This window comes from Streptosporangium sp. NPDC000239, assembly GCF_040300765.1.
GTDB lineage: Bacteria > Actinomycetota > Actinomycetes > Streptosporangiales > Streptosporangiaceae > Streptosporangium.
In genome coordinates this window covers 88,510-101,678 of the sequence record NZ_JBEPEI010000016.1, presented here as the reverse complement: position 1 = coordinate 101,678, position 13,169 = coordinate 88,510, and the positions used below count along the sequence as shown (strand labels likewise).

The following is a 13,169-nucleotide window of genomic DNA, read 5'->3' as shown; positions in this document are numbered from 1 at the left end:
CACCCGTCTCTAGTTGTGCCACGTCAGGAGGTACTCCTGGAACCTCACATGGCGGAACTGGTAGACGGCGCCCACCCGGCGCAGGAGGCCGCGCCGGTGGGTGTCGTCCAGGAAGTCCATGAACCGCCACGGCACCCTGCCCAGCAGGGCGAGCCACGCCTTCGCCACCGCGTAGCGGCCCCACACCGACGTCGTCAGCCCCATGAGGTGGTCGGCGAGCGCGTACCCGAGCCCGAAGACCGTCGCCGGGAGCACGGCAGCCCGGACGCCGTAGGCGAACGTGTAGGCGATGCCCGTGGTGACGCCGATCGTGGTGAACAGCGTGAGGCTGCGGGCGAGGGCCGCGAGCCGTTCGGCGCGCCGGGTCGAGCGCGGGCTCAGCGCGAGGGTGACGTCGGTCGACACGTCCAGCCAGATGTTCAGCCCGTCGATCACCCCGAACGCGAGGCCGACCAGGATGCCGACGAGCACGCCGAACCACGACGCCGAGATCGCCCAGGCCGTCACCCCGACCCCGACGCCGGTGACACACCCGATGGCGACGTGGCGGACGAACGCCACGGCTCCCCGGCGGGAGGCGAACCTGACCTCGCTCGGCTCGGACCGGGTCGAGATGGTCAGGTATCCGTCGGCGAGGCCGACCGCGAGGCCGAGGCCGACCCCCTCGGCGACCGCCCGGTACAGGCCGCCCGTCTGGTAGACCACGAACCCCTGGACCAGCCCCGTCACCATGCCCAGGACGCGGCCCGCGCCCAGCGCCAGCCTCCGTTCGAGGGGCGTCTTCTCGTTCAGGCCGATGAGGGGGGTGAGGAGGCCGCCCCGCGCCCCGGACTCCCGCAGCCCGCGCAGCCAGGCGTTCATCGGCCCCTTCAGGATCCCCTCAAGGCTCCACCGTTCGGTACGGCGGTCGCCCGCCAGGAGGAGCACGGCGACGGCGAAGACGACGGCGGCGACGGGGCCGAAGACGAAGCCCACGACACACGCCCCGACGACGGCGGCCGGGGCGTGCACGACGGCCGCGGGGGCCGCGGTCTCCAGGTGCCACCACGCGATGTCCGGCCGGTCCCTGCCGCTCAGGTTGCGGGCCAGGAAGGTCAGCCAGACCTGGACGTCGCCGGCCTGCGGGCCACGCCGTTCGTCGGGGTAGGCGGCCCGGACGAGCTCGCCGAGCAGGTGCTCCTCGACCAGGCCGGCCGTGGCGAGACGCGGCTGGAGCAGGACCGCCGCGTCCCCCGGCCGGTCACCGTAGATCGCGCGCGCCAGCGTCACCATGAGCGGCGTGCGCAGCGCCGTGGCGACCGGCCCGTCGGGGTTGTCCCGCATCTCGGCGAACACCGGGTCCCAGCGGCGCACGCGGGGCCTGGCCGTCGCCCCCCTGAGGTACTCCTCGACCCTCGCGCAGCCGAGGGGCTGCAGCACGACGGCCGCCCCACGGGTGACGGCGTCGCCGGCCAGTACGGCGGCGCGGTACTCGTTCGTCCTGCTCGTCAGGACGATCTGACGGTCCCGTCCCAGCCAGCCGTTGACGTCGGTGATCGCCTGGGGCCGGGTGGGTTCGGCGAGTTCGTCCAGGCCGTCCAGGATCGGCAGGACCAGGTTGTCGTGCAACAGGCGCCTGGCGAGCTCCCGCGCGTCCCGGTGCCGGGGTGAGCCGAGCTGGTAGTTCGTCGCCAGCTGGTCGGCCAGCCACTCCTCCAGCGGGATCTCGGCCGGGTTCCACCTGTTCAGCGGGATCAGGACCGGGACGGGCCGCCCGGGCACGCGGCGTTCCAGCAGTTCGAGCAGGAGGGTCAGGGCCAGGACCGACTTGCCGGAGCCGAGCGGCCCGAGGATCACCAGCCGCCCGCCGGGCAGGCTCTCGAAGAAGTCGGCGACCTGGGCGAGGTCGCCGTCCAGGGGCACGTCGGCACGGGCGGCACGGGCAGCCCGCGCGTCCCCGGCCCTGGCGGCGGGCAGCGCGTAGATGGGGTCGGTGAGCTCCTCCTCCTTGGTCCAGCTGACGTTCAGCGGCCAGGGGTCGTTGAGCCTGCGCAGTGCCGCCTCCGCCTCCCACTGCTCACGCACCGCCACGGCCAGCTGGTCGGCGACCTTGAGCAGCGCGTCCGCCTCGGACTTCGGCGAGGAGCCACCGGCCCGAGGCCCGAAGAAGCGTTCAAGCTGGGACAGGAGCAGGCCGGCCGCCGCCGTGAGCACTCCCAGGACGGCGCCCCACCCGGCCGCCTGGTCCTGCCTGACGAAGAAGATCAACACTGAGATGAGGACGGCGGACCCGCACACCAGGGAGAAGACCGCTATGAAGATCCTTCTGGCCCACGATCGCCTTTTGGGGACCATTCCCACTCCTTGGCCGGCCCCGTACGGAATCTGCCGCTAATGGAATCAGGTGGCCAACCCTGATTCAAGGAGTTTTTCCCGTTCTGTCCTGGCCGGTCGTGGATTTGTGGCGGCCTTCCCGGGCGTGGTGGGGATTTCGCCTGGTCGGCGGGCGGGGTGGGTGTCTTTCCGCGGTGTCGCCGGGCCTGTGCGGGTTTCCACGTCCGGGGATTCGAGGCACCCGCTCCGGCGAGTGTCATTTTTCCCGATAATCCGGAAATATCGGGTTTTGTGGGAATGGTGGGACTTCTACTTCTCGTGGACCGTCAGAACCCCGGCGAGGTCGATGTCGCTTGAGCGACCGCCGAAACCGGACTCCGAGATCAGCCGGGCCCCGAGGACGGCGCTCCAGAAGGTGCGCGCCTCGACGGCGGCGGGACGGTCGACGACCCAGCCGTGGCGGTCGAGCACCACGGTGAGATAGCGCTCCGCCAGCCGGAACAGCAGGGTGAGGTTGTGCTGCGCCACCGGCCGCAGCTCGGGCCTGAGCCGCGTCGTCGACATCGCCTGCACGGCGACCGGTACGGCGGGCAGCGCCAGCGCGGTGCGGGCCATCGCCTCACGGAACGCCCTGGGCGTGCGCTGCCGGTGCCCGACCGGCTCCAGCCGTTCGGCGTCGCGGAGCAGCATCAGGAACGCCGCGTGGACGAACAGGGCGTCCTTGGACCCGAAGTAGTAGGTGATCTGGTTCGGGTGCGCGCCGGCCGCCGCCGCGATCTCGGCCACGCTCACCGAGCCGAAGGGGTGCTCGGCGAAGAGCGCCACGGCCTGGTCGAGAAGCTGCGCGCGGGTGCGGCGGCCCCGGCTCCGGGGAGGGTCGCTCGTGGGCATGCTGTATTTGTATGCGATACAACTATGCCGGAGCAAGCCGGAACATCGAGGGGATCAGCATGAGCGTTCAGGACGTCGTCGTCACCGGTCTCGGGGCGACCACGCCTCTCGGTGGGGACGTCGACTCACTGTGGGAGGGGCTCCTCGCCGGGCGCTCCGGCATCCGGCGGATCGACGACCTCGTGGCGCCCTTCGCCCACGCCGACGACCTGCCGGTGCGGATCGCCGCCCCGATGGCCGTCTCCCCCGACGAGGTGCTGCCCCGCGTCACGGCCCGGCGGATGGACCGCTGCCAGCAGGCCGTACTCGTCGCCGCGCGGCAGGCCTGGGCCGACGCCGCCATGCCCGAGGTCGATCCCGACCGTCTCGCGGTGGTGGTCGGCACCGGCATCGCGGGCATCGGCACCCTCCTGGAGCAGGACGACCTGATAGAGGAGAAGGGGCCCCAGCGGATCGCCCCGCTCGCCGTCCCCATGCTGATGCCGAACGGCCCGGCCGCCTGGATCAGCCTGGAGTACGGCGCCAGAGCCGGCGTGTACACACCCGTCTCCGCGTGCGCGTCGGGTGCCGAGGCCCTCGCGTTCGCCGCCAGGCTCATCCGGTCCGGCGAGGCCGACGTCGTCATCGCCGGTGGTACGGAGGCCGCCATCACGCCGTTGACCATCGCCGGTTTCGCCCAGGTTCGCACGCTGTCGAAGCGCAACGACGCCCCCGAGCGCGCCTCACGGCCGTTCGACGTCGACCGTGACGGCTTCGTGCTCGGCGAGGGCGCCGGTGTCATGGTCCTGGAGCGGGCGGACTTCGCGGCCGCGCGGGGCGCCCGCCCGATCGGCCGGTTGGCGGGCTTCGGCATCACCTCGGACGCCCATCACATCACCGGCCCCGACCCGACGGGCGCGGGCCAGACCCAGGCGATCCTCAGGGCCGTCTCCTCCGCCGGGCTCCGGCCGGAGGACGTCGACCACGTCAACTGCCACGCGACGTCCACCGTCGTGGGAGACGTGGGCGAGGCGGCCGCGATCCAGCGGGCGCTCGGGAACGACGTCGTCCTCACCGCGCCCAAGTCCAGCCTCGGCCACCTCGTCGGCGCGGCCGGTGCGGTCGAGGCCATCGTCACCCTGCTGTCGGTCGCCAACAGCGTCATCCCACCCACCCTCAACCTCGACAGCAAGGACCCCGAGGTCGAGCTTGAGGTCGTCAGCGGTGAGCCCCGCAAGCAGCACCTCGGCGCGGCGGTGTGCAACTCCTTCGGGTTCGGCGGCCAGAACGTCTCCCTGCTCTTCACCGCTCCCTGACCGGTCAGCGGACCCCGGCGCGCTGGGAGGCGGCGGCGTCGGGGCGCAGGTCGGCCAGGGTCAGCGGGTGCGCCGGGGGATCGGTCAGCAGCGCCGTACGGACGAGGCCCAGATCGGGGCCGTTGTGCAGGAGTTCGCCGGGCTCCATCAGCCGCCAGCCGGGGTTGTCGTCCATCCGCTCGCTGGCCACGACGAGCGCGGGCGCCCGCGACAGGTCGCCGGAGTGCACCCGGATGCGTCCGCCGGTTCCCGTGTGGTCGAGGTGCCGGTCGCCGTGCCTGCCGCCGGGGGCGCGTTCGAGCACGTACAACTCGTGGGTGTCCGGGTAGCGCAGCGCCCACAGCCCGCCGGGGGTGGCGAGGACGAGGTTGAGCGCGTACAGCGGCAGGTGTCCGGCGATCCACCGCACGGCCCGGCCGAGCCCGGCGGCCACGTCCCCGCCGTTCGCCCTGATCTCCTTGGTGACCAGGGCGAACACCCGTTCCGAGTCGGTCTCCCCCTTGACCAGTGAGCGCGCGTCGCCGAGGTGCTCGTCGAGCAGGTCGAGGCCCTCGACGACCCCGTTGTGCGCGAACAGCCGTCCGTCCTGCTCGAAGGGGTGGGTGTTGCGGACGTCGAGACCGCCGGTCGAGGCGAACCTGATGTGGGCCACGAAGGTGGCCGAGCGCACGGTCCTGGCCTCCTCGGCGAAGCGCCGGTCGGCGTAGGCGGCGACGGGCTCCTTGCGCACCTGCGGCTCGCCGTCCTCCTCGAAGTAGCCGAGACCGGTGCCGTCGGGGTCGCGGTGCCCCTGGACGCTGAGGCTGTCGGGGGCGTCGAGCAGCCAGAACGTGGCGCGGGCCCGTTGCGGCGCGCTGGTCATCCCGAACAGACGGCACATCCCGCCCCCCTTCTCTCAGGAGACCTTCCCCGGGCGTGGCAGATCTTGCCCGGTCGGCGGTGAAAGTCCAGGTGGGGAAGTGCCCTGGGTGGCGCAATCCGACCGTTATGCCATTTTCCCTACTCATTTAATAGGCTTTTCCTGTGAGACAGTCCGACGGCCGCGTGAGAGCGGCAACGGTGGCGTCCCGGAGCAGGGCCGACCGGGCCAGACAGGTGGCCGACCTGCTGCGGCGGGAGATCGTGCACGGCGGGTACGGCGCCGGGCGGCTCCCGCTCGAAGCCGCGCTCGCCCGCGAGTTCGGGACCTCGCGCAACGCCATCCGCGAGGCCCTGGACCTGCTGCGCGGTGAGGGGCTCGTCGAACGCTGCCCCGGCGTCGGCACCACGGTCGCCGCCGAGAAGTACCCCCACGACCTGCACCGGCTCCTCGGCCTCGCCGAGACCCTCCACGAGCACGGCCGGGTCACCAACGAGGTCCGCACGATGAGCCTCATCGCCCCGCCCGCCGCCGTCGGACGCAGGCTCGGCCTCGCCGCCGGGGAGCAGGTCGTCTACCTCGAACGGCTGCGCAGCCTCAACGGCCTGCCGCTCTCCCTCGACCTGACCTACCTCGTCCGCGACGTCGGCGAACCGCTGTTCGACGCCGACCTCGAAGGCAACGACATCTTCGTGCTGCTCGAACGCGTCACCGGCCAGCCCCTCGGTACGGCGGAGCTGACCATGGAGGCCGTCAACGCCGACGCCCACACCGCCGCCGTGCTCGACGCCCCACGCGGAGCCGCCCTGCTCATGATCGAGCGGCTCACCCACCTGTCGGACGGACGCCCCGTCGACCTGGAGTACGTCCGCTTCCGCGGGGACCGCCTGACCATGCGCGGCCACCTGCACCGCGGCCGGGAGGAGGACACATGCCCCTGATCAACCAGCGCGTCGAGGTCCCGGTGACCATCGACGAATCCCTGTGCATCGACGGCTGCACGCTCTGCGTCGAGGCCTGCCCGCTGGACTCCCTCGCCATCAGCGACGAGACCGGCAAGGCCTACATGTACGTCGACGAGTGCTGGTACTGCGGCCCCTGCGCCGCCCGCTGTCCCGTGGACGCGGTCACCATCAACATCCCCTACCTGCTGCGCTGAAGGACCTGACCGTCAGATGAGACCTCTCCGTACGGCGGCGCTGGCCGCCCTGACGCTCCTGCTCTCCGGCTGCTCGGTCGCCGGTGCCGGTGGCTCCGACGGCTCCGGCTCCTCCGGCTTCTCCGGGGACGGGAAGATCCACCTCGTCGTCGGCTACCAGTCGAAGACGATCAACACCGTGACCGCCGGGACGCTGCTGCGCTCGCTCGGCTACCTGGAGAAGAGGCTCGGCGACCGTTACACCGTCGAGTGGCAGGACCACGACACCGGCGCCCCGATCACCGCCAAGATGGTGGCCGGGAAGATCGACATCGGCTCGATGGGCGACTACCCGTTGCTGATCAACGCCTCCCGCACCCAGCAGACCCCCTCGGCCCGCACCGAACTGGTCTCCATCACCGGCTACAACCTGCGCGGCGCGCTCAACATGGTCGTCGTCGCCAAGGACTCGCCCGCCAGGACGCTGGCCGACCTCAAGGGAAGGAAGATCTCCGCGAGCGTCGGCTCCGCCGGGCACGGCACCCTGGTCCAGGCGCTGGAGAAGGCGGGCATCGACCCGGCGACCGGCGTGGAGACCGTCAACCAGCAACCCCCGGTCGGCGCCTCGGCGCTGGAGTCAGGCGGAGTCCAGGGCTACGCCCAGTTCGTCGCCTGGCCCGGCCTGCTGGTCTTCCAGGACAAGGCGCGCCTGCTCTACGACGGCGCAGCCCTGGACGTGCCGACCTTCCACGGCGTCGTGCTGCGCCAGGCCTACGCCAAGGAGCACCCCGAGGTCGTGGACGCCTTCCTCAAGGCGCAGCTCGACGCCACCCGCTACCTGCACGAACACCCGCTCCAGGCCGCGCTGACCGTGGCCGGCCAGACGGGACTTCCCCCCGAGGTCGTCTACCTCTACAACGGCCCCAACGGCATCTCCACCTTCGACGCCACCCTGAAGCCGCGACTCAGGGCCGCCCACGAGCACGACGTGCCCTACCTCAGACGCATCGGCGACGGCTTCTCCGGGGTGGACGTCACGACGTTCGTCAACGACACCTACCTCCGCAGGGCGTACGGCCCGGCCTACGAGACCGACCTCGCCTCGACCGTCAACCCCGCCGCGATCACCGGCACCGACCCCGTCTGCGACGTCCCCGTCAAGGACCCGGCGACCGCCTCCGAGCTGTGGCTGTCCGGCCAGGACACCACCCGGCCCGCCGCGACGCCCACCTGCCTGCTGCGGCAGATCGCTGGGGCGGGCACCGCGAAGGTCCGGGCCGCCTACGTCCCCGACACGGCCACCGGGACCCGCTGGTTCGCCGACCGGGCCGTCTGGGTCAGGGACCCCGACGGCGGGAGGAACGCCGAGTTCCTGCCCTTCACCACCGAGGACGGCGCCAGGGCCTACCGCGACGCCCACCCCGGCACCGAGGCCGTCACCTACGACGACGCCCTCAAGACCGTCCTCAGGGCGTCCCGGTGACCGGCCCCGCGCGTCAGAGCGTCCAGGACCGCCCGGTGACCCGCCCCGCCGTACGGCGCGGGCGTCCCCAGGGCCACCCGGCCGTGCGGTGGGCGACCAGGATCGGCTGCCTGCTGGTGGCGGCCGGGCTCTGGCAGGCGCTCACCGCGACCGACGCCCGCCTGTGGCTGAGGTTCGACCGGCTGCCGGGACCCGGTGAGGTCGCCGCGCGCTTCGCCACCCAGCTCACGACCCGGCTGTACTACCTCGACCTGCTGCAGAGCCTCATCCGCATCCTCACCGGCTTCGCGCTGGCCGCCGTCGCCGGGATCACCGTCGGCGTGCTGATCGCCCGCTCCCGCCGCGCGGGCGACGTGCTGCTGCCGCTCCTTGAGGCCGTACGGCCCATCCCCGCCATCGCCCTGGTGCCCATCGCGATCCTGCTGTTCCCCACCGACGAGCAGGGCATCGTGTTCATCACCTTCACCGCCGCCTTCTTCCCCGTCATGGTCAGCACCCGGCACGCCGTACGGGCGCTGCCCACGCTGTGGGAGGACGCGGTCAGGACGCTCGGCGGGAGCCGTCGCCACGTGCTGTGGAACGTCGTGCTGCCCGGCACCCTGCCCGGCGTCTTCGGCGGCCTCTCGGTCGGCATGGGGGTGGCGTGGATCTGCGTGATCTCCGCGGAGATGATCTCCGGTGAGTTCGGGGTCGGCTACCGGACCTGGCACGCCTACACGATCGTCGACTACCCCGGGGTGATCGTCGGGATGGTCACCATCGGCGCCCTGGGCTGGCTGACCTCATCCGTCGTCGAACTGGTCGGCAGACGCGTCACCCGCTGGCTGCCGCGTGGGGAAGGGAGCGGGACGTGACACTCACCAGCGGGATCACCGTGGGCGCGGGCCGTACCGGGCTTTCGTTCCGGCTCGACGGGGCCGGGTTCGGCTACGGCGGGACGGCCGTGCTGCGCGACGTCGCCCTCGACGTCGCGCCCGGCGAGGTCATGGTGGTCGTCGGGGCCTCGGGTTCGGGCAAGTCCACGCTGCTGCGGGCCCTTGCGGGGCTGCTGCCCGCCTGGGAGGGACGTGTCCTGGCCGGGGACGAACCGGTCACCGGCCCCGGCGCCGAGCGTGCCATGGTCTTCCAGGACGACGGCCTGCTGCCGTGGCGCACCGTACGGCGCAACGTCGAACTGCCGCTGGCCATCAGGGGAGTCCCCCGGCGGGAGCGGGCGCGGGCCGCCACCGAGTGGATCGAACGGGTCGGCCTGGCCGAGGCCGCGCAGCGGCTGCCCAGGGAGCTGTCCGGCGGCATGCGTCAGCGGGTGCAGCTGGCCCGCGCCCTGGTCGGCGCGCCGCGCGCGGTGCTGATGGACGAACCCTTCGGCGCCCTGGACGCCCAGACCAGGGCCGACATGCAACGCCTGCTGCTGGACGTGCTGCGCGACACCTCGGCGACGGTCGTCTTCGTCACCCACGACGTGGACGAGGCGCTGCTGCTGGCCGACCGCGTCGCGGTGCTCGGCCGTACCGGGGTCAAGACCGTCCTGGAGACGCGGGGCGGGCCCAGGGCGGCCCTGCGCGAACGCATCCTGAAGGAGCTGTAGTGGAGATTCCCCCGGTCACGGACCGTCTCGAACTGGTGTGCGAGGTGCTCGTCGTCGGCGGCGGCACCGCGGGCACGATGGCCGCGATCACCGCGGCCGAGCGCGGCGCCCGGGTGCTGCTGCTGGAGAAGGCCCACGTACGGCACAGCGGCGCCCTGGCCATGGGCATGGACGGGGTCAACAACGCCGTCATCCCCGGCAAGGCCACCCCCGAGGACTACGTCGCCGAGATCACCAGGGCCAACGACGGCATCGTCAACCAGCGGACCGTCCACCAGACCGCGACCCGTGGCCACGACATGGTCCGCAGGCTCGAAGGCTACGGCGTGAAGTTCGAGAAGGACGAGTACGGCGACTACGCCGTCCGCCGGGTGCACCGCTCGGGCAGCTACGTGCTGCCCATGCCCGAGGGCAAGGACGTCAAGAAGGTCCTCTACCGGGTGCTGCGCCGCCGCGACATCAGGGAGAGGGTCAGGATCGAGAACCGGGTCATGCCGGTGCGCGTCCTGACCGAGGGTGGCAGGGCGGTCGGCGTCGCCGGGTTCGACACCCGCAGCGGGAGGTTCGTCGTCGTACGGGCCGGGGCGGTCATCCTGGCCACCGGCGCCTGCGGGCGGCTCGGCCTGCCCGCCAGCGGCTACCTCTACGGCACCTACGAGAACCCGGCCAACGCCGGGGACGGCTACGCCATGGCCTACCACGCCGGGGCCGAGCTGAGCGGCATCGAGTGCTTCCAGATCAACCCGTTGATCAAGGACTACAACGGCCCCGCCTGCGCGTATGTGGCCAACCCGTTCGGCGGGTACCAGGTGAACGGGAAGGGCGACCGGTTCGTCGACTCCGACTACTGGTCGGGGCAGATGATGGCCGAGGTCGCCTCCGAGATCGACTCCGCCCGCGGCCCCATCTACCTCAAACTCACCCACCTGCCCGAAGAGAGCGTCTCGGCCCTGGAGACCATCCTGCACTCGACGGAACGACCGACCCGGGGCACCTTCCACGCCGGGCGGGGCCACGACTACCGCACCCACGACGTGGAGATGCACATCTCCGAGATCGGCCTGTGCGGCGGCCACTCCGCCTCCGGCGTCTGGGTGGACGAGAACGGCGCCACCACCGTCCCCGGCCTGTACGCCGCCGGAGACCTGGCGTGCGTCCCGCACAACTACATGATCGGCGCCTTCGTCTTCGGCGACCTCGCCGGGGCGCACGCCGCCGCCGGCCACCGGGTCCCCGCGACGCTCCCCGAGGACCAGGTCGCCGCCGCGCACGAACTCGTCTACCGGCCGCTGCGCAACCCCGAGGGGCCGCCGCAGCCGCAGGTGGAGTACAAGCTGCGCCGCTTCGTCAACGACTACGTCGCCCCGCCCAAGACCGGCGCCAAGCTGGAGATCGCGCTTGAGTCCTTCGAGCGGATGCGCCAGGAGATCGCCGCGATGGGCGCGCACACCCCGCACGAACTGATGCGCTGCGTCGAGGTGGACTTCATCCGCGACTGCGCCGAGATGGCCGCCCGTTCCTCCCTGGTGCGCACCGAGAGCCGCTGGGGCCTCTACCACGACCGCGCCGACCTGCCGGAACGCGACGACGAGGGCTGGCTGTTCCACCTGAACCTGCGCCGCCGGTCCGACGGCGCCATGGAGTTCGTCAAGCGTCCCGTCGAGCCGTACATCGTGCCCGTCGAGGAGTTCCAGCCGGTCCAGGCCGAGCCCGTGCTCATCGGCGCCCACACCAGCGCCCCGGTGCGCACGGCCGTGGAGACCCGCTCGGCCGGGACCGCCGTCGGCCGCTCGCCCCGCATCCTGGAACTGCACCGGCTCGCCGAGGAACAGCCACCGGTCGAACGGCTCACCCCCTACCTCGCCGACCCCGACCCCAAGGTGCGCCGGGCGGCCATCGCGGTGCTCACCGAGACCGTGCCCGACGGCGCCGGTCAGGCGCTGGTCGCCGCCCTGGCCGACGACCACGGCATGGTACGGCGGGCCGCCGCCAACGGCCTGCGGGAACTCGTCGAGGTGCTGCCCGCCGACGCCGCGCTCGGCGCGGGCCTGACCGCCCGGACGGACAGCCAGGACGCCGTGGTCAGGGCGAGCGCGCTGGACGTGCTGCGCGCCCTGCGGCTGGGGGACGCCGAGGTCTTCGCGGCCGGCATCCGGGACGCCGACCACCGGGTGCGCATCGAGGCGATCCGCGGCCTGGTCTCCCTCGACGCGTCCGGCCTGGTGGCCGAGGCGGCCGGAGACGCCTCCCGGGAGGTCCGTGTCCGGGTGGCCGTCGGCCTGGGCACCGTCGGCGAACCGTCCGCCGCCCTGGAGACGCTCGCCGACGACCCCGACCCGCTCGTCAGGGCCGCCGCCCTCGAATCGTCCGGCGCCACCGGCTCCCCCCTGACGGCGGCGGCCGTACGGGGGCTGGGGGACGCGGCCTGGCAGGTGCGGGTGGGGGCGGTCCGCTGCCTGGGCGCGTCCGACCCCGAGGTCGCGGTGCCCCTCCTCACCGAGGCCGCGACCGACCCCAATCTCGACGTGCGCAAGGCCGTCGTCCTCGCGCTGACCCCCTGGAGCGCGCGGCCGGAGGTGACCGAGGCGCTGCGGGCCGTACTGTCCGACCCGGACGCCGACGTCCGCGCCTACGCCCGCCGGGCCCTGCCCGCCTGACCGCCTGACCGCTCTCCGGGCCCTCGGCGAAGGGCCCGGACGGGGTGCTCCGGCTGTCTCACGGACGGAGCGGGGATCTGGGACCCGGGGTCCACGCGGGGAATTCACCGGGTTTCGACGACGGTCGGACCGGTGAAATGTGAGGCGTTCTCAGCGCATAGAACTTCTCGGCATTTCCGGAGGTGGTGGGTGCCGTACGACCGTGGTCTCTTCGGGTCGTGCGGCATTGTTCGGGTGTCAACAGGGCGGGGAGTGGGCGGTATTTTCCCGGCCGGGCGTCGTGTCGATTCGCGAACGGGACAGAAGTCCCTTTCACGGAGGGGGCGGGAGCATCGTCGCCACCGTCCGTGTGAATAAGCGGTTGACGGGAGGATCGAAGCGGCAGAGGTCGCGATTACCTGTCTGACAATAGTTGACAGTCACTCTTGAGGGTGACATATTGTTTTGCGATATCAACAGGGTGAATGTTTTACCAGGTCAATCTGTTCCGGTCGGCCCGTGTGGTCTTCATGTCTCGGGGAGTGGGGGGTCGTCTTTCGCAGCCCTGGGGCGCTGAAAGAGGGAACGGTCCGTGTCGGGCCGAAACGGGCTCCGGGCGGGGCGTTAACGGTCGTGTCGATATTCGTTCAGAACGTGTTCTTCCTCCGCCCGTCGTGCCGGAGGTTTCCGGGGTGTGCCGCTGACGGGGCCGGGTCGCCGTCTCCGTCGACCGGTCGGCGCCTCTGTGGCGGTATTCCATGAGAAGAGTGCGGCCGTCGGCGATTTATCGGCCGTGACGCCCGCGGAAACGAGATATCGGTAAAGCGGTGGTGGGGCATTCCTTCTTTCGGAGCGCGCGACACCGGAACGCGTGATCGGCGTGTCGGACGACCTGGTCCAGGAACGGAGAAAGGGCACCCTTCGCCGAGGGAGAAGAGAATTGGCTGTTCAGGCCGGAGAGACGTC

10 protein-coding genes are annotated in these 13,169 nt (G+C 71.8%); 7 read left to right on the top strand and 3 right to left on the bottom strand.

Annotated features, from left to right (window positions below):
* Positions 1–9 precede the first annotated feature (9 nt).
* Both ABT340_RS31170 and ABT340_RS31165 read right to left on the bottom strand, forming a co-directional pair.
* A complete protein-coding gene (locus tag ABT340_RS31170; protein WP_352014436.1) occupies positions 10–2,250 on the bottom strand; it encodes an NACHT domain-containing protein in 2,241 nt (746 codons plus the stop codon).
* A 372-nt stretch (positions 2,251–2,622) separates the two neighbouring features.
* Positions 2,623–3,204 carry a TetR/AcrR family transcriptional regulator C-terminal domain-containing protein gene (locus ABT340_RS31165; RefSeq protein WP_352014435.1) on the bottom strand — a complete coding sequence of 194 codons (582 nt, stop codon included), beginning with the start codon at positions 3,202–3,204 and terminating at the stop codon, positions 2,623–2,625.
* A gap of 59 nt (positions 3,205–3,263) precedes the next feature.
* On the opposite strand from ABT340_RS31165, the gene ABT340_RS31160 reads away from it, so the two are divergent.
* The gene (locus tag ABT340_RS31160; RefSeq protein WP_352014434.1) at positions 3,264–4,499 is read left to right on the top strand and encodes a beta-ketoacyl-[acyl-carrier-protein] synthase family protein; all 1,236 of its coding nucleotides are present in this window, start codon (positions 3,264–3,266) and stop codon (positions 4,497–4,499) included.
* A gap of 4 nt (positions 4,500–4,503) precedes the next feature.
* Here ABT340_RS31160 and ABT340_RS31155 read toward each other — a convergent pair whose 3' ends face one another.
* Positions 4,504–5,379 carry a class II glutamine amidotransferase gene (locus ABT340_RS31155; RefSeq protein ID WP_352014433.1) on the bottom strand — a complete coding sequence of 292 codons (876 nt, stop codon included), beginning with the start codon at positions 5,377–5,379 and terminating at the stop codon, positions 4,504–4,506.
* A gap of 164 nt (positions 5,380–5,543) precedes the next feature.
* Here ABT340_RS31155 and ABT340_RS31150 point away from each other — a divergent pair, with 164 nt between their 5' ends.
* The 6 genes from ABT340_RS31150 to ABT340_RS31125 are packed head-to-tail and all read left to right on the top strand — an operon-like array spanning position 5,544 to position 12,224.
* Positions 5,544–6,299, top strand: coding sequence for a GntR family transcriptional regulator (locus tag ABT340_RS31150; RefSeq protein WP_352014432.1), 756 nt, complete (start codon positions 5,544–5,546; stop codon positions 6,297–6,299).
* A complete protein-coding gene (locus ABT340_RS31145; RefSeq protein WP_352014431.1) occupies positions 6,290–6,517 on the top strand; it encodes a 4Fe-4S dicluster domain-containing protein in 228 nt (75 codons plus the stop codon). The genes ABT340_RS31150 and ABT340_RS31145 overlap by 10 nt, the downstream gene beginning before the upstream one ends.
* Before the next feature lie 16 nt (positions 6,518–6,533).
* On the top strand, positions 6,534–7,979 hold the full coding sequence (locus ABT340_RS31140; protein ID WP_352014430.1) for an ABC transporter substrate-binding protein: 1,446 nt from the start codon (positions 6,534–6,536) through the stop codon (positions 7,977–7,979).
* Positions 7,976–8,833, top strand: coding sequence for an ABC transporter permease (locus ABT340_RS31135; protein WP_352014429.1), 858 nt, complete (start codon positions 7,976–7,978; stop codon positions 8,831–8,833). The genes ABT340_RS31140 and ABT340_RS31135 overlap by 4 nt, the downstream gene beginning before the upstream one ends.
* The gene (locus tag ABT340_RS31130) at positions 8,830–9,567 is read left to right on the top strand and encodes an ABC transporter ATP-binding protein (RefSeq protein WP_352014428.1); all 738 of its coding nucleotides are present in this window, start codon (positions 8,830–8,832) and stop codon (positions 9,565–9,567) included. The genes ABT340_RS31135 and ABT340_RS31130 overlap by 4 nt, the downstream gene beginning before the upstream one ends.
* Complete coding sequence (locus tag ABT340_RS31125; protein ID WP_352014427.1) at positions 9,567–12,224, top strand: fumarate reductase/succinate dehydrogenase flavoprotein subunit; 2,658 nt, start codon at positions 9,567–9,569, stop codon at positions 12,222–12,224. Before ABT340_RS31130 ends, ABT340_RS31125 begins: the two co-directional genes overlap by 1 nt.
* Positions 12,225–13,169: the final 945 nt, after the last annotated feature.